Origin of the sequence: Micromonospora sp. DSM 45708, assembly GCF_039566955.1 — a bacterium.
Taxonomy (GTDB): Bacteria; Actinomycetota; Actinomycetes; order Mycobacteriales; family Micromonosporaceae; genus Micromonospora.
Map to the genome: position 1 here is coordinate 1,585,240 of NZ_CP154796.1, position 17,665 is coordinate 1,602,904.

Below are 17,665 nucleotides of genomic sequence, written 5' to 3' on the forward strand. Positions count from 1 at the left end.
GGCCCGGTCAGGCGGGTTCGCGCCACATCGGGTAGAGGCTGGGCCCGTCCGGCAGGTCCAGCGTGGTCGGCCGGCGTCGGAAGCCGAGCCGCTCGTAGAGCGCCGCGTTGCGGAGCGAACTGGCCTCCAGGTACGCGGCGGCGCCGGCCCGGTCCAACTCGGTCAGCTTGTCGCGCAGCAGCGCCGCACCCACGCCCTTGCCGTGGTGCGCCGGGTGCACCGCGATGAACGGCAGGTACCAGTGCGGCTCGGCCGGGTGGTTGGCGGTCATCTGCTCGTCGAGCATGCCGAACCGCTTCATCGCGTCCGGCCCGATGGTGGCCTCCAGCTCGGCGAACTCGTCGCCCTCGTCGGCGCCGTGGTCGTCGCCGACCGGCAGCCAGAGCGTGGCGCCCAGCCCGTCGCCGGCCACGTGGACCTCACCGGTGCGCAGCGCCAACGCGACGAACGGTCCGAAGAAGGCGGGGTGCACCCGCGCCCGGTGGTCGTCCGCCGGGAAGATCCAACCGCTCACCGGGTCCCGCATGAAGGCCTCGGCGAGGATCCCGGTCACGGCGGCGGCGTCCTCCGTGGACGCGCGCCGGATGTTGCCCTGCCACTCTGTCACTGGCCACCCGTCCTGCCGCTGTACGAGCCATCGTGGTCATCGATCGGCGTGCAACGTATCAGGTGGCCCCGTCGTGCGGCAGGCCCCGGACCGGACACTCGCCGCGAACCGATCCCGCTGGCTAGGCTGGCGCAGTCCGCCGACGGGGGAGGCCAGCCGGGGCGGTCCCGCCCGCCACAGGAGGAACATGTCCCGCACGCGTCGCCCCACCCCGTCGCCCGGGTCCGCGATCACCTCGTCGCCCTGGGTGGTCGTCGCGATCGGGGTGATCGTGATGGTGGTGCTGCTGGTGGTGGCGCTCGGGTCGGTGCGGGGCCGGCGGACGTTCCCGGCGTCGCCGACCGATCCGGCGATGTCGCTGCCGGGCCTGCCGACCGCTGCGGCGACCTCGCCGACCGCGACGGGAGGCCCGCCGAGCACGGCCGGGCGACAGGTGGTCCCGGGGCTGTCGCCCCGGTCGACGGTGCTGCCCGCCAGGCCCACGCCGGCGGTGTCGACCGGCAGCCCGCGGGCCGACGCCCGTCCGGCGCCGTCGACGCCGCCACCGCAGCCCCCGGCGCCGCCGTCCGCGGTGACCGGCCGCTACGCGGTGGTGAGCAGCTTCGACGGTGGCTTCATCGGCGAGGTGCGACTGGTCAACACCGGGGGCGCGGCGCACGGCTGGACGGTGCGGCTGACGTTCCCGCAGGGTCGGCTGGTCACCGCCTGGGTGGAAGGCGTCGAACAGGGCACGTTCGGCTTCGACGGCGGCGTCTTCACGTATCGCAGCGGCGTGGACCTGGCGGCGGGCGCGTCGGTGCCGGTGCGGTTCCACTTCGAGGGGGCCGGCACCACCAGCCCGCAGAGCTGCACGGTCGACGGGGTGGCCTGCGCGGGGCGCTGATCCCCACCGTCCGGACGACCGCACGTTGTCCGGACAGTTTTGCAAGATACCTGTCGTGTTTCGACTTTGTTTGCAAGCTATTGCAGAATGTTTCGGCAAGGGCTAGCGTGCGGGCGAATCAGCGACCAGAGAAAGGCCGTCGATGAAACCGACGCCGATATCCCCCAAGGCGTTGCTCGCCCTGGTCTCCTCCCTCGTACTCACCCTCGTCGGCGTGCCGGTGGCCCTCCACCAGGTGGGCGCCGACGGCGCCGCCCGCGCCGCCACCCCCGACGTGCCGGCCGCCGGCAACGCCCCCCAGTGGACCCGGGAACCCTCCGCCGAGGCGCTGCTGAAGGCCGGCGCCACCGCCGCGAAGGCGGAGCAGTTCTACTTCGTGCTGCCGGACCGCTTCGCCAACGGCGACAAGCGCAACGACACCGGCGGCCTGACCGGCGACCGGCTCGCCACCGGCCTGGACCCGGCGGACAAGGGCTTCTACCACGGCGGCGACCTCAAGGGCGTCATCGACAGGATGGACTACATCCAGGGGATGGGCACCACCGCCATCTGGCTCGCCCCGGTCTTCAAGAACCGGCCCGTGCAGGGCACCGGGGCCGACGTCTCGGCCGGGTACCACGGCTACTGGATCACCGACTTCACCCAGGTCGACCCGCACTTCGGCACCAACGCCGAGCTGAAGAAGCTGGTCGACCTCGCGCACCGGCGCGGGATCAAGGTCTACCTCGACATCATCGTCAACCACACCGCCGACATCATCCGCTACGCGGAGGACAAGTACGGCTACGTCGACAAGAAGACCGCGCCCTACCGGGACGCGCAGGGACGGGCCTTCGAGGACCGCAACTACGCCGACGGCACGCGGAAGTTCCCCGCGGTGAACGAGAAGTCGTTCCCGTACACCCCGACGTTCGCCAGCCCGGCCGACGCGAAGGCCAAGGTCCCGGCGTGGCTCAACGACCCGACCATGTACCACAACCGCGGTGACTCCACATTCGCCGGGGAGAACAGCGAGTACGGCGACTTCTTCGGCCTCGACGACCTGTGGACCGAGCGTCCCGAGGTGGTCCGCGGCATGACCGACATCTACGGCCAGTGGATCGGCAAGGCCGGTGTCGACGGCTTCCGCCTGGACACCGTCAAGCACAGCAACCTCGACTTCTGGCCGCAGTTCACCAGGGGCATCGACGCCGCCGCCGCGAAGGCCGGCAAGAAGGACTTCTTCATGTTCGGCGAGGTCTACAGCGCCGACCAGGAGGTCGAGTCGACCTACGTGCGGCGGGGCGGCCTGCCGGCCACGCTCGACTTCTCGTTCCAGGAGGCGGCGCGCGGCTACACCGCCGCCGGTGGCTCCGCCAAGGCGCTCGCCGACGTCTACGCCAAGGACGACCTGTACGCGGCGCGCGACACCGACGCCGACCGGCTGCCCACCTTCCTCGGCAACCACGACCTGGGCCGGATCGGCTCGTTCATCGCCGCGGCCGGCGGTGACGACGCCACCCAGCTCCGCCGCGACCAGCTCGCCCACCAACTGATGTTCCTCACCCGCGGCCAGCCGGTGGTGTACTCCGGCGACGAGCAGGGCTTCACCGGCCCCGGCGGGGACAAGGACGCCCGCCAGGACATGTTCGCCTCGCGCACCGCGGACTACCTGGACGACGACCTGATCGGCACCACCCGCACCCACGCCGTCGACCAGTACGACAAGACCCACCCGCTCTACCGGACCATCGCCGAGTTGGGCAGCCTGCGGGCGGCGCACCCGGCGCTGCGCGACGGCGTCCAGGTCACCCGGTACGCGGCCGACGGCCCCGGCGTGTTCGCGTTCTCCCGTGTGCTGCCCGCCGAGCGGGTGGAACACGTCGCGGCGGTGAACAACGCCCCGACCCCGCAGACTGTCACCGTGGACACCTGGTCGGCCGGCACCCGATTCACCGGCGTGTACGGCGACGCCGCGACCGCGACGGCCGGCGCCGACGGCAAGCTGAGCCTCACCGTCCCGGCCATGTCGGCCGTGGTGCTCAAGGCCGACCGGGCCATCCCGCCGGCCGGCGCGGCCCCCACGATCACGCTGACCGAGCCGGGCGACGCCCCGGTCGCCGGCAGGACCGCGGTCACCGCCCAGGTCGGCGGCGACCCGCTCGCCACCGTCACGTTCGCCGCCCGCGTCCCCGGCGGCAAGTGGACGCTGCTGGGCACCGCCAACCGCGCGCCGTACACGGTCCACCACGACCTGACCGGCCTGCCCGGCGGCGCGACCGTCGAATACAAGGCGGTGGTCCGCGACGGCAAGGGGCGCACCGCCACCGCCCGCACCACCGGCACGGTCGGCACCCCGGCCCAGGGCGCGTCCCGGGACTGGGCGATCGTGCACTACCAGCGCCCGGCCGGCGGGTACGCCGACTGGGGGCTCTACGCCTGGGGCGACATCGACCCGGCGTACGTCACCGAGTGGCCCAAGGGACAGCCGTTCGCCGGTGAGGACTCGTACGGCCGGTTCGCCTGGGTGAAGCTCAAGCCCGGCGCGAAGTCCGTCGGCTTCCTCGTGGTCGACAAAGACGGCAACAAGGACGTGGCGAACGACCGCACCATCGACGTGACGCAGACCGGCGAGGTCTGGGTCAAGCAGGGCGACCCGACGCTCTACCCGACCCGGCAGGCCGCCACCGGCGAGCCGGACCCGGCCGTCGACCAGGGCACCGCGGTCATCCACTGGCGCAAGGCCGACGGCAACTACGACGGCTGGGGCCTGCACCTGTGGGACGGCGCGGCCAACCCGACCGACTGGGCGGCCCCGCTCAAGCCGGAGAAGATCGACGCGTACGGCGCGGTGTTCCGGGTGCCCCTGGCCGCCGGTGCGACCGGGCTGAGCTACATCATCCACAACGGCGACGAGAAGGATCAGCCGGACGACCAGCGGCTCGACCTGACCGGCGTCGGGCACGAGGTGTGGCTGCTGGCCGGCGTGAAGGGCCGGCTGCTGCCGGCGAGCAGCTCCGGCACGGCCACGGACGTCGACCTCACCAAGCAGAAGGCGCAGTGGATCGACCGGTCCACCGTCGCCTGGGCCACCGGCCCGACCGACGGCAAGAAGTACGCGCTGGTCGCCGCCCCGGCCGGCGGGATCGGCGTCGCCGACGGCGAGCTGACCGGCACGTACACCACGCTGCCGCTGCGGGCGCAGCGCAACGGGCTGACCGAGGCGCAACGGCAGACGTACCCGCAGCTCTGGGCCCATCACGCGTTCACGCTGGACCGCGCCGACCTGGCCAAGGTGCCGGCGGCGCTGCGCGGGCAGCTCGTCGTCACCGAGCGGGACGCCGAGGGCGCGCTGCTCAGCGCCACCGGCGTGCAGATCCCCGGGGTGCTGGACGACGTCTACGCGGCGGCCACCGGGGCGAAGCTCGGCCCCACGTTCGCCGGCCGGGTGCCCACGCTCGCCGTCTGGGCGCCGACCGCGCGCACGGTGTCGTTGCAACTGTTCGACTCGCCGACGGCGCAGCCGAGCACGGTGGCGATGAGCCGCAACGACCGCACCGGCGTCTGGTCGGTACGCGGCACCAAGGCGTGGACCGGCCGCTACTACCGCTACCAGGTGGAGGCGTGGCAGCCGGCGGCGCAGAAGGTGGTCACCGCGTCGGTGACCGACCCGTACTCGGTGGCGCTCGCGCCGGACTCCACGCACAGCCAGATCGTCGACCTGACCGACCCGGCGCTGGCGCCGGCCGGCTGGGCGAAGCTGCGCAAGCCGGCGGCCGTGCCCGCGTCGAAGGCGCAGATCTCCGAGCTGTCGGTACGCGACTTCTCCATCGCCGACAGCACCGTGCCGGCCGGGAAGCGGGGCACCTACCTCGCGTTCACCGACCCGGACACGGCCGGAATGAAGCACCTGCGGTCGCTCGGCGACGCCGGCGTCAACTACCTGCACCTGCTGCCGGCGTTCGACTTCGCCACCATTCCGGAGAAGCGGGCCGACCAGGCCCAGCCGGCCTGCGACCTGGCGAAGCTGCCGCCGGACTCGGACCAGCAGCAGAAGTGCGTCGCGGCGGTGGCCGACAAGGACGGCTACAACTGGGGGTACGACCCGCTGCACTACACCGTGCCGGAGGGCGGCTACGCGGTCGACCCGAACGGCGCCAAGCGCACCACCGAGTTCCGGCAGATGGTCGCCGGGGTGAACCAGGCCGGCCTGCGGGTGGTCATGGACGTGGTCTACAACCACACCTCGGCCGCCGGGACCGACCCGAAGTCGGTGCTCGACCAGGTGGTGCCCGGCTACTACCACCGGCTGCTGGACGACGGCAGCGTCGCCAACTCGACCTGCTGCGCCAACACCGCCCCGGAACACGCCATGATGGGCAAGCTCGTGGTGGACTCGCTGGTCACCTGGGCCAAGGCGTACAAGGTGGACGGTTTCCGGTTCGACCTGATGGGCCACCACCCGAAGGCGAACATCCTGGCCGTCCGGGCCGCGCTGGACAAGCTCACGCCCGCCCGCGACGGCGTGGACGGCAAGAAGATCATGCTGTACGGCGAGGGCTGGAACTTCGGCGAGGTCGCCAACGACGCCCGGTTCACGCAGGCCACCCAGGCCAACATGGCCGGCACCGGGATCGGCACGTTCAACGACCGGCTCCGCGACGCGGTGCGTGGCGGCGGCCCGTTCGACGCCAACCCGCGGGTGCAGGGCTTCGCCTCCGGTCTCTACACCGACCCGAACGGCGACGAGGTCAACGGCTCGGCGGCCGAGCAGAGGGCCCGCCTGCTGCACGCCCACGACCTGATCAAGGTGGGGCTGACCGGGAACCTGCGCGACTACCGGTTCACCGACTCCGCCGGCAGGCGGGTCACCGGCGCGCAGGTCGACTACAACGGCTCACCGGCCGGCTACACCGCCGCGCCGGGCGAGGCGGTCACGTACGTCGACGCGCACGACAACGAGATCCTGTACGACGCGTTGGCGTACAAGCTGCCGCAGGGCACCTCGGCGCAGGACCGCGCCCGGATGCAGGTGCTCGCGCTGGCGACCACCGCGCTCGGACAGGGCACCGGGTTCGTCACGGCCGGCTCGGAGCGGCTGCGCTCGAAGTCGCTGGACCGCAACTCGTTCAACTCCGGTGACTGGTTCAACCAGATCCGCTGGGACTGCGCGCAGGGCAACGGGTTCGGCGCCGGCCTGCCGCCGGAGGCGGACAACAAGGACAAGTGGCCGTACGCCAAGCCCTTGCTGGCCGATGGGAAGCTGGTGCCGGACTGCACGGCGGTCGACCTGGCCGACGCCCGGTACGCCGAGCTGCTGCGGATCCGCCGGTCCTCGCCGGTGTTCGGGCTGCCCAGCGCCGAGCAGGTGCAGAAGCGGGTCGCGTTCCCGCTGTCCGGGGCGACGGAGACCCCGGGCGTGCTCACCATGACGCTGGACGCCCGCGGGCTGGGCGGGACGTGGAAGTCGGTGACCGTGGTCTTCAACACCACCCCGGAGACGGCGGAGCAGACCGTGACCGGCCTGCGCGGGGCGAACGTGGCGCTGCACCCGGTGCTGCGCAACTCGGCCGACCCGGCGCTGCGGACGGCCTCGTTCGACAGCTCCGGCGGCACGTTCACCGTGCCGGCGCGCAGCGTGGCGGTGTTCGTCCAGAGCTGATCGCGCCAGCGGACCGGCCCCCCAGCCATGAGTGGCTGGGGGGCCGGTCCGTACCCCGGGTCCGTCAGGTCAGTTGAAGCAGTCCTTGACGGTGTTGGCGCAGTTGGTGGGGTCGTTGTCGCTGATGAGGGAGTCGTCGTCGAGCTTGACGCGTCCTTCGTTGTTGAGGATGCCGCCGGCGACGCGGTGCAGCTTGCTGGTGTCGGTGGCGGTGTTCTTGGTGACGTGGGTCCTGGTCAGGGTGATGGTGGCCTTGTTGTTGAAGATGCCGCCGCCGTTGAGGGCGGTGTTGCCCTTGATGACGGTGTTGCGCAGGGTGAGGGCGGCGTTGTCGTCCTCGTCGTGGTCGCGGGAGAGGAAGCCGTCTTCGATCTTGACAAGCCACTCGCCGTTGTAGATGCCGCCGCCGAAGCGGTTGGCGGTGTTGTCGACGATGACGCTGTCCGCGATCGTGGCGCTGCCCTCGTCCTTGGTGCTGGGGTAGCCCCAGTGCTTGCCACCGGTGGTGACCACGCCGCCGCCGTCGCCGTCGGCGTGGTTGTTCGCGATGACGACCTTGTCGAGGTCGAGGTCGGTGTTCTCGGCGTAGACGCCGCCGCCGTTCTCGCAGGCGGTGTTGCCGGTGATGTGGGTGAACGAGACGGTGACGAAGCCGCCGCTGCTGAACAGGCCGCCGCCGTTCTTCCCGGCGTGGTTGTCCGAAAGCGAGGAGTTCTCGCCCTCCTTGCCACCGTCCTTGCCGTGGTCGGAACCGATGATCTCGACCGTGCCGGCCTCGTCGTGCTTGCCCGACGGGACGTAGCCCTTCAGCTCGTTCGCGTCCGCGCCGTGCTTGCCGGAGAGGCCGTTGCCGTTGGCGATACCGCCACCGTTGCCGCCCGCGGTGTTGTCGTCGACCTTGGTCTCCTCGACCTTGAGGATGCCGCGGTTGAAGATGCCGCCGCCGTCGCCCTGGGCGTGGTTGTTGACGACCTTGCTCTCCTCCAGCCACACGCGGCCGAAGTTGGCCACCGCGCCGCCGTTGTGCTCGGCGTTGTTGTCGGTGAGCTTGACGTTGGACAGGTGGGCGCTGCCGCCGCGCTCGACCAGCAGCGCGCCGCCGTCACCCTCGCCCCGCTTCTCGTCCTCGTCGACCGGGCCCGAGCCCGTGGTCGCGCCAGCCGCCACGGTAGCGGCCTGCGCCGTGGTGGTGACCTGTGCCGGCGCGGTGGCCGTGGCCTGCGCCGGTGCCGCGACGACCTGCGCCGCGACCGGAGCGGCCTGCGCCGGTGCGGTGGCGCTCTTGGCCGCGGTGGCGGTCTGGGCCGCGGTGGCGGCCTGGGCCGCGACCGGGGCGGCCTGCGCCGGTGCGGTGGCGGCCGAAGCGCCCGCGACCGCCGGCTGCGCCGGGGCGACCTGGGCCGGCGCAGCCGCCGTGCCGTTCGCCGCCGTGGGTCCGCCCGGGTACTTGAACTCGGACGCGTTCCCACCCTTGACGGTCAGGTCCTTCAGGGTGAGGTGGCCGCCGTCGGCGACGCGGAAGATACGGAAGGTGTCCTCGGCGTCACGCTTGATGGTGGAGCCGTTGCCCTTGATGGTGACGTCCTGGGTGATCTCAGGCAGGCCGCCGCCGACCTTGCGGTCCTTGACGCCGAGCTCGTAGGTGCAGTTCTCGGCGAGCTTGAGGGTGCCGCCGTGGTCGCGGTTGGTCAGTTCGAGCGCGTCGACCAGGGCCTCGTCGTCGCAGGGGACCTCGCGGGCCTTGTCCTGGCCTTCCTCGCCGCCCCACTCGCCGCGGTCCTGGCCCCACTCACCCCGGTCCCGGCCCTCCTCGCCGTGTTCGTCCTTGCTGTCCTTGCTGTCCTTGCCGTCCTTGCTGTCCTTGCCGTGCTCGCCCTCGGTGGCCTCGCCGCCGTGGTCGCCGTCGCGGAGCTGCTGCGCGGTCGACCACTTCACGTCGGCGAGCCGGTGCGAACCGGTCACCCCGGTGGTCGCGTAGGCAACGCCGGCGAGGCTGACCGCTCCGGTCAGGCCCACAACGCCGGTGGCGAGCCAGAGCCGGCGGCGCCGGAGCGGGGAGATGGTCTCGCGGGTGGTGGCGTCATCGTTATTGCGAAGGTAGTTGGACATCGGAGCTCTCTGCCCTCTCCTTGTACCTGACAAGGTCGCTTCGCCACGGCGAGGCGGCCTTCGCTACAAATCGGTTGTAGCTGCTGAAGACGAACTTATGAGAGCTTTGTTCGCCTCGGGGGCGGATACGAAAAAAACCCGCATAAGGGTGCGGGTAGGCCGGGCTGACGCAGCGGGGACGGGAGGGCCCATGCTGCCCACAAACGCTCGCGGCGTGGGTGTTGGCGCAGTTGGTGGGGTCGTTGTCGCTGACGAGGGAGCCGTCGTCGAGCGTGACCCGCCCTTCGTTGCTGAGGATGCCGCCGCTGACGCGGTGCAGCTTGGCGGCGTCGGTGGCGGCGTTCGTGGCGACGTGGGTCCGGTCAGGGTGATGGCGGCCTTGTTGTTGAAGATGCCGCCGCCGTTGCGGCCGGCGTGGTCGTCCGACAGTGAGGGCCGCTCGCCGTGCTTGCCCTTCCGCGCCCCGGCGACCTCCACGACGCCGCCGTCGGCGATGCCGCCGCCGTCGCCCTGCCCGTGGTTGCGCCGGGCCGTGCTGTCGGTGAGCCGCGTCCGGCCGAAGTTGGCCGCCGCGGGGGTCACCCGGGGTGCCCCGCCATCGGGTGTAGTTACGTCGTCGGACATGCGCGCCCTCCGTCCTTCGGTGTCTCCTCGACCGGTCGTATCGCTACCGACCGCACGAAAGGTCGCAAGAGGGTCGCCGCTTCTGTTCGACACCGTAGGGGAAGGATTCTCGCGAAGGGGATCTTTCCGAACAAAATCCACGTAAGGGGCGCAGCGGGCGGATGGTGGCGGGCCGTCGGCGATCGGCCCCCTACGAACTTGATGGCGCGGATGAGTCGCGGCCGTCGACGAGGACCGAGGCGGCATCGCCCGCGCCCCAGGGCTCATCCGACTCATCCACGCCATCAAGTTCGTAGCGCGCCGGGAAGGGACTTTTGGGCCGCGTCGTGCGAGCCGCGCCGCGCCGCCCCGCGCCGGGCCGCGCCGCCCCGCGCCGGGCCGCGCCGCCCCGCGCCGGGCCGCCCGACGCCAGCGACCCCGCGACGCGGTGGCGCCACGGGGTCGATGAGCGATGGGACGGTCGAAGAGGGTCAGCCGGGCAGGCGCGGACCCGCCTCGCGCTGCTCGGCCAGCCAGGTTTCCACCTCGTCCGAACGACGCGGCAGCCCGGCCGAGAGGTTCACCGGGCCGTCCGCGGTGACCAGGATGTCGTCCTCGATCCGGACGCCGATGCCGCGCAGCTCCTCGGGGACCAGTTCGTCCTCCGGCTGGAAGTAGAGGCCGGGCTCGACGGTGAGCACGTACCCCTCGCCGAGCGGACCGTCGCGGTAGGTCTCCTTGCGTGCGTTCGCGCAGTCGTGCACGTCGAGGCCGAGCATGTGGCTGGTGCCGTGCAGCGTCCAGCGGCGGTAGACCGTCGAGGCCGGATCCATCGCCTCGTCCACGCTCACCGGCAGCAGTCCGAGGTCCTTGAGCGCCTCGGCGAGCACCCGCATCGACGCCAGGTGGACGTCGCGGAACCCCACCCCCGGCTTGCACATGTCGATGCCGGCCTGCTGGGCGGCGTGGACCGCGTCGTAGACCTGCCGTTGCAGCGGCGTGAACCGGCCGTCGACCGGCAGCACCCGGGTGACGTCGGCGGTGTAGAGGTTGCGGTTCTCCACGCCCATGTCCATCAGCAGCAGGTCACCCGGGCGGGTGGCGCCGTGGTTGTGCACCCAGTGCAGGATCGTGGCGTGCTCGCCGGCCCCGACGATCGAGCCGTAGCCCACGTCGTTGCCGTCGTGCCGGGCCCGCAGCGCGAACAGCCCCTCCAGCAGCCGCTCGGAGATCGGCCGGTCGGCCGGCAGCGCGCGGGCCACGTCCTCGAAACCGCGCACCGTGGCGTCGCACGCCTCCTGGAGCTGTGCGATCTCCCACTCGTCCTTGACCAGCTTCAGCTCGGAGATCGCGATGGCCAGCTCCCGGTCGCGGCCCGGCTGGCCCTCGGCCCGCGTCCCGTCGTAGCGGCGCACGGCGGCGTCCACTCGGGCGTCGAAGCCGCGCAGCACCCGGGTGCGCCCGGGGGCCAGCTCGGCCAGGGCCGCGTCCAGCTCGCTGAGGTCGGCCGTCGGCAGGCCCAGCTCGGTCGACTTCTCGCGCAGCGTCGGCCGGCGGCCCACCCACAGCTCGCCGTGGCGGCTGCGGAAGAACTCGTCGGTGGCCCGGGACGACCGGGGCCGCATGTAGAGCGTGGCCTCGCCGCCCGGCCGCAGCACGAGGACGCTGTCGGGCTCCAGGTCGCCGGTCAGGTACGCGAAGTCGCTGCCCGGCCGGAACCGGTGGTCGGTGTCGTTGGCGCGTACCTTCTCGTTGCCGGTGGGGATGACAAGCGTCTCGCCCGGGAACGCCTCGGCCAGCGCGGCCCGTCGTTTGGCGTGGTTGGGCACCTCCGGGCGGGGCGCGACCGGCAGCTCGGTGTCCCGCCAGCCCTGCCGCATGAACGACAGGAAGGCCTCCGGGAAGTCGGGGTCGTGCGACTCCGTGCCGTCCGCCGGCTTGCCCTGTTGCGTCTGCTCCTCGGTCATGATCCGTCCCTCCCTGAGCCCCATCGCTGGTCCCGACGGTACCGCGCACACGTCGGCGGGGAGTGCCTGCGGTGCCGCGACGGCGGCTTCCGGCGCGTGGAAAGATGGCCGTCATGTGCGGACTCCTGGCCTTCTTCAGCGCGCGCGGCGACGCCGCCGCCCACCGCGACCACATCGCCGGCGCACTGGAGTGCCTGCACCACCGTGGCCCGGACGAGACCGGGGTCGAGGTGGTCGGCGACGCCTCCGGCCGGTACGCGGACGGTGTGTTCGCGCACAAGCGGCTGGCGATCATCGACGTGGCGCTCAGCCACGAGCCCCTGCCCTACGCGGGCGGCCGGTACCTGCTCACCTTCAACGGCGAGATCTACAACTACATCGAGCTGCGCGACGAGCTGATCCGGGACCACGGCGCCCAGTTCGCCACCAACGGCGACGGCGAGGTGATCGTCGCCGGCTACCACTACTGGGGTGAGCGGGTGCTCACCAAGCTGCGCGGCATGTTCGCGTTCGTGATCTGGGACCGGCAGGAGCGGCGGGCCTTCGGCGCCCGCGACTACTTCGGCATCAAGCCGCTGCACTACCTCCAGACCCAGGACGGCCTCTACCTCGCCTCGGAGAAGAAGGCGCTGCTGCCGTTCGCGCACTCCGCCTACCAGGGCGACGCCGGGATCGACACCGCGAACCTGAGCCACTACCTGACCCTCCAGTACGTCCCGGAGCCGGGCACGCTGCACAAGGGGATCAGCCGGATCGGCTCGGGGGAGTACCTCACCTGGACCCCGGACGGCCGGATCGACGTGCGCCGCTGGTACCGGCCGGTGTTCCGCCCGGCCCCGGTCGCCGACGAGCAGAAGCTCTACCACGAGATCCGGGAGACGCTGCGGGAGAGCGTCCGGATGCACATGCGCTCGGACGTGCCGGTCGGCTCGTTCCTGTCCAGCGGCATCGACTCCACCGCCGTGGTGGCTTTGGCCCGCGAGTTCAACCCGAACATCCTCACCTTCACGGTCGGGTACGACGTGCCCGGTTACTCCGAGATCGACGTGGCCCAGGACTCGGCGCGGCACCTCGACGTGACCACCATCCCGACCAAGATCGGGCCGCAGGACATGATCGACGCGCTGCCGAAGATCGTCTGGCACCTGGACGACCCGGTCGCCGACCCGGCCCTGGTGCCGCTCTACTTCGTGGCGAAGAAGGCCGCCGAGCACGTCACGGTGGTGCTCTCCGGTGAGGGCGCGGACGAGTTCTTCGGCGGCTACACGATCTACCGGGAACCGCTCTCGCTCAGCTCGGTCAACGGTCTCCCGGACGGCGTGCAGAAGGGCCTGCGGGCCGTCTCCAAGGCCATCCCGCAGGGGGTCAAGGGCAAGAGCTTCCTGGAGCGCGGCACCACGCCGATCGAGCAGCGCTACTACGGCAACGCCCGGATGTTCACCGAGGAGGAGAAGCAGCACCTGCTGCGCCGCTACGACCCCTCGGTGCGCTACACCGACGTGACCGCGCCGATCTACGCCGAGTGCACCGAGCTGGACGACGTCACCAAGATGCAGTACGTCGACCTCTACACCTGGCTGCGCGGCGACATCCTGGTCAAGGCGGACCGGATCTCGATGGCGCACTCGCTGGAGGTCCGGGTGCCGTTCCTGGACCGGGAGGTGTTCAACGTCGCCGCCGGGATCCCGGTCGACCTGAAGCTGCCGCCCCGCTCCGAGGCCACCAAGTACGCCATGCGCCAGGCGTTGCAGGGCGTCGTTCCGCCGGCCATCGTCAACCGCAAGAAGCTGGGCTTCCCCACCCCGACCCGGGTCTGGCTGCGCGGCGAGATGTACGAGTGGGCCCGGCACGTGCTGGCCACCTCCGGCGCCGGCGACCTGGTCGACCTGTCGTACGCGATGCGGCTGCTCGACGAGCACAAGCGGGAGGAGGCCGACCACTCCCGCAAGGTGTGGACCGTGCTGATCTTCTGCATCTGGCACGCGATCTTCGTGGCGAAGACGCTCGACCCGGGCATCCAGCGCAACCAGTCGGCGCTGCTCACCAAGCCGGTCGTCGGCAGCATGGTCCGCTGAGGCGGGCGTGACGAAGGGCCCCCGGCGCGCTGCCGGGGGCCCTTCTCAGTGCGGTGTCACCGGCCGGTGCAGGTGACCGTGGGCAGGGTGTTCTGGCCCGAGAAGTTCGCGGTGAAGCCGAACGTGGTGGTGCCCTCCGGCGCGACACTGCCGTTGTAGGCGGCGTTGGTGACCGTCACCGACGCCCCGCTGCCGCTCAACGTGCCGTTCCACACCTGGTTGATGGTCTGGCCGCTGGGCCACGTCCAGCTCGCGGTCCACCCGCTGTACGTCCGGGTGCTGTGGTTCATGATCATGACCTCGCCCTGGAAACCGCCGCCCCAGGCGCTGACCACCTTGTAGACCGCCATGCAGTTCCCGGCCGGCATGGTCGGCGTCGGCGTGGGGCCGGTCGGCGTCGGCGTCGGGGTGGTGGGCGTCGGCGTGGGGTTGGTGGGGGTCGGGGTCGGGTTCGTCGGCGTCGGCGTCGGCGTGGGGTTGCCGCCCGAGCCGATGCCGGTCACCTCGCCGTTGCCGCCGTCGAACGTCACGTCCGAGCAGCCGAAGAAGTTCTCCTGGCTGTCCGAGCGCACCCAGCGCGAGTAGATGATGTGCCGGCCGCTCTTGTTGCTCGGCAGCGTGCCGTTGAAGTAGTAGTGCCCGTCGTTGGTGCCGACCGCGCCGCTCTGCGGCGGGTTGGTCACCTGGAGGAACGGCTGCTCCTCCAGGTCGCTCCAGGCCAGCGGCCGGGTCGGGCTCCAGCTGTCCTTGGTGACGTAGAAGTAGAACGTGCCCGGGTGGTGCGCCCAGTTGCTGTAGCGGAACTCCATCGACCGCCCGGCCGTCAGGTGCGTGACCGGCCAGTCGGTGCGGGCCGCGTCGTAGCCGCTGAAGTTCGGGTTGCCGCCGCTGCACAGCTTGCCGTCGGGGATGAACCCGGTGGTCCGGCCGCCGGCGTCGGAGCGCAGCACGCTGAACCAGTTGTAGAGCGAGTTCGCCCCGTTCTGGGCGACCGCCGACGCGCAGGCGGGGTTGTTCGGCCGGATCTCACCGGTGCCGGTGAGGCCGTCCTTCCAGCACAGGTAGGTGCGGGCGCCCGGCGTCATCGCCGCGCCGTGCGCGGCGGCCGGGTCGGGGCCGCTGGCCAGGGCGAACGCGCCCACGGCCAGGGTGAGGGCCGCGGTGACGAGCGCGGCCGTACGGGATCGGTGCACGGGGATCTCCTGACTCGCGGAGCGGCCCACCTTCGGTCCGCCCCGCTGCGACGAGCGGATGCGACGATCGCGGTGCCCGCGCCCGGCGGTCGGCGTGCGGCCGGGGCCGTCGGGGGACGCGCACTGCCTGCGGTCCGTGCCACGGACCGCGGATGCCCCTCGCGTCGGCTCGACCCGGCGGCGCGGCAGCCCCCGCGCCCTCCCGTCAGCGCAATCCCATCACGTCCGGCCGTCGCACGCAATAGCCGCCGGTCGATGCCTCGGGGTTTGGTCGCGCCGCGTCCCGGCATGCGCCAGGATCGGGGGAGGACAACCGGGAGGAGCCAGGATGGGGTACGCGGTGGTGCTCGGCGAGGCGCTCGTCGACCTGCTCGACGCCGAGCACGACGGGGAACCCGTCTACCGGCAGGCAGTCGGCGGTGGGCCGCTCAACGTCTCGGTGGCGATCGCCCGGCTCGGCGGGGACGTGCAGTTCGTCGGGTCGCTGGGCGACGACGCGCTCGCCGGCCGGGTCCGTGCCTTCCTCACCGACGCCGGCGTGGGCGTGGCCGGGGCGGTGACCGTGCCCGCCCCGACCGCGCTGGCCGTGGCCACCTTCGCCGGCCCCGAGCCGGAGTTCCGCTTCTACGGCGAGCCGCGCTCGTACGCCCTGCTCGGCCCGGACGACCTCGACGTGGCGCTGGTCGAGGGCGCGGACGTGCTCTACTGCGGCTCGATCGTGCTGCTCGACCCGCCGGTGCTGGCCGCCGCGCGCCGGGCCTGGTCGATCGCCGGCGGGCTGCGCGTGTTCGACCCGAACGTGCGCCCGAGCCTGCTCACCGCGCCCGGTGCGCTGGACGGGCTGCGCGGGGTGGTCGCCGAGTTCGCCGCGGCGGCGCACCTGGTCAAGCTGAGCGGTGCGGACGCCCGGGTGCTCTACCCGGACGAGCCGGTCGAGGGCGTCGCCGCGTACCTGCGGGAACTGGGCGCGACCACCGTCGTGGTCACGCTCGGCGCGGACGGCGCGCTGGTCGCCGCCGCCGACGACGTGGTACGCGTGCCGGCGCCGAAGGTCGACGCGGTGGACGCCACGGGCGCCGGCGACTCGGTGATGGGCGCGCTGGTGGCGGAGCTGCTCGCCGCCGGCGAGCCGGCCGACGCGCGCGGCTGGCAGGACCGCGTCGCGTTCGCCCTGCGGGTCGCCGCGCTGGTCTGCGAGTCCCCCGGCGGCGCCACCGCCATGCCCACCCGCGCCGCCATCCAGTCCCGCTTCCCCACCTGACCCCCCACCACCGTGATCAAGGAGTTCGCGCGGCCGGGGAGATCCACACCGACGCGAACTCCTTGATCACCGCGCCGTGGTGGGGCGGGTGAGCGTCAGGACGGCCAGCAGGGAGAGGGCGGCGGCACCGGCCAGGACGGTGGCCATCGGGAGGGCGCTGCCCTCGTCGCCGAGACCGACCAGGGGCGCGGCGAGCGCGCCGACCACCGACTGGATGCCGCCCATCAGCGCGGCGGCGGTGCCGGCGTGCCGGGCGTGCGCGTCCAGCGCCAGCGCGGTGCTGTTCGGCATCACCATGCCCAGCGAACCGACGAACGCGAACAGCGCCACCGCGGTGACGGCGAGGCTGCCGGCGAGCGCGCCGGTCAGCACGCCGAGCGCGGCGACCAGGCTGACCACGAGCGTGGTGACCAGCAGCCGGCGCGGGCTGAACCGGTCGAGCAGCCGGGCGTTCGCCTGACCGGTGGCCATCAGCGCGAGCGCGTTGACGCCGAAGACCACGCCGAACACGACCGCCGAGACACCGAAGACGTCCTGGAACACGAACGACGACCCGGAGATGTACGCGAACAGGCCGGCGAACGCGAAACCCTGGGTCAGCGCGTACCCGAGGTAGACCCGGTCGGCGGCCAGCGACCGCATGGTCCGCACGGTGGCGGCGAGGCCGCCGGTGCTGCGGCGCTCGGGCGGCAGCGTCTCCGGCAGGCGCAGCGCGACCGCGACGGCGAGCACCGCCCCGATGACGGCCAGGGTGAGGAAGACCACCCGCCAGGAACCGAACCGGAGCACCAGGCTGCCGACGCTCGGCGCGGCCACCGGCGCCACCCCGAAGACCAGGGTGAGCCGGGAGAAGTATTTCGCGGCGTCCCGACCGGAGTAGAGGTCACGGACGACCGCGCGGGCCACCACGATGCCCATGCCACCGGCCAGCCCCTGGGCGAACCGCGCGGCGGCCAGCAGCGGGGCGCTCGGCGCCGCGGCGCAGGCCAGCGCCAGCACGGCGTACGCGACGACGCCGACCAGGACCGGCCGGCGTCGCCCCCAGCGGTCGCTGAGCGGGCCGGTGACCAACTGCCCCAGCGCCAGGCCGATCAGGCAGGTGGTCAACGAGAGCTGGATGCCGGCCTGGTCGGCGTCCAGCTCGCGGGTCATCGCCGGGAACGCCGGCAGGTACATGTCCAGCGAGAGGGGGCCGATCGCGGTGAGCGTGCCGAGCAGCACCAGCAGGCTCACGCCACCGCCCCGCCCGGCGGGTCGGTCGACGGGTGGGCGCGCGGCGGTCCGCACGGTCTGGCGCACGAGAGGTCCCCCTGGATCCGGTGGTCC

Annotated in this window: 9 protein-coding genes; 4 read left to right on the forward strand and 5 right to left on the reverse strand. The window is 72.2% G+C overall.

Going from position 1 to position 17,665, the window contains the following annotated elements; translation table 11 throughout:
* Positions 1 to 7: 7 nt before the first annotated feature.
* Positions 8 to 607: a GNAT family N-acetyltransferase gene (locus tag VKK44_RS07580; protein WP_343446122.1), complete on the reverse strand. Its 600-nt coding sequence runs from the start codon at positions 605 to 607 to the stop codon at positions 8 to 10.
* A 187-nt stretch (positions 608 to 794) separates the two neighbouring features.
* Here VKK44_RS07580 and VKK44_RS07585 point away from each other — a divergent pair, with 187 nt between their 5' ends.
* Both VKK44_RS07585 and pulA read left to right on the forward strand, forming a co-directional pair.
* A complete protein-coding gene (locus VKK44_RS07585; RefSeq protein WP_343446123.1) occupies positions 795 to 1,490 on the forward strand; it encodes a cellulose binding domain-containing protein in 696 nt (231 codons plus the stop codon).
* 142 nt (positions 1,491 to 1,632) lie between these two features.
* Positions 1,633 to 7,131 (forward strand): pullulanase-type alpha-1,6-glucosidase, encoded by a 5,499-nt coding sequence (gene pulA / locus VKK44_RS07590; protein ID WP_343446124.1) that lies wholly within the window; start codon positions 1,633 to 1,635, stop codon positions 7,129 to 7,131.
* 69 nt (positions 7,132 to 7,200) lie between these two features.
* Here the strand turns inward: pulA and VKK44_RS07595 are convergent, their stop codons facing one another.
* On the reverse strand, positions 7,201 to 9,240 hold the full coding sequence (locus VKK44_RS07595; RefSeq protein WP_343446125.1) for a hypothetical protein: 2,040 nt from the start codon (positions 9,238 to 9,240) through the stop codon (positions 7,201 to 7,203).
* Between the two features lie 1,094 nt (positions 9,241 to 10,334).
* Positions 10,335 to 11,810 (reverse strand): aminopeptidase P family protein, encoded by a 1,476-nt coding sequence (locus VKK44_RS07600; RefSeq protein ID WP_343446126.1) that lies wholly within the window; start codon positions 11,808 to 11,810, stop codon positions 10,335 to 10,337.
* 113 nt (positions 11,811 to 11,923) lie between these two features.
* On the opposite strand from VKK44_RS07600, the gene asnB reads away from it, so the two are divergent.
* A complete protein-coding gene (asnB, locus tag VKK44_RS07605) occupies positions 11,924 to 13,885 on the forward strand; it encodes an asparagine synthase (glutamine-hydrolyzing) (RefSeq protein ID WP_343446127.1) in 1,962 nt (653 codons plus the stop codon).
* A 56-nt stretch (positions 13,886 to 13,941) separates the two neighbouring features.
* On the opposite strand, the gene VKK44_RS07610 is transcribed toward asnB, so the two are convergent.
* Positions 13,942 to 15,078 (reverse strand): lytic polysaccharide monooxygenase auxiliary activity family 9 protein, encoded by a 1,137-nt coding sequence (locus tag VKK44_RS07610; RefSeq protein ID WP_458351614.1) that lies wholly within the window; start codon positions 15,076 to 15,078, stop codon positions 13,942 to 13,944.
* Between the two features lie 328 nt (positions 15,079 to 15,406).
* Between VKK44_RS07610 and VKK44_RS07615 the strand changes: the two genes are divergently transcribed.
* On the forward strand, positions 15,407 to 16,339 hold the full coding sequence (locus VKK44_RS07615) for a carbohydrate kinase family protein (protein ID WP_343446129.1): 933 nt from the start codon (positions 15,407 to 15,409) through the stop codon (positions 16,337 to 16,339).
* 66 nt (positions 16,340 to 16,405) lie between these two features.
* Here VKK44_RS07615 and VKK44_RS07620 read toward each other — a convergent pair whose 3' ends face one another.
* Positions 16,406 to 17,638: a multidrug effflux MFS transporter gene (locus VKK44_RS07620; protein WP_343446130.1), complete on the reverse strand. Its 1,233-nt coding sequence runs from the start codon at positions 17,636 to 17,638 to the stop codon at positions 16,406 to 16,408.
* Between the last annotated feature and the right edge of the window lie 27 nt (positions 17,639 to 17,665).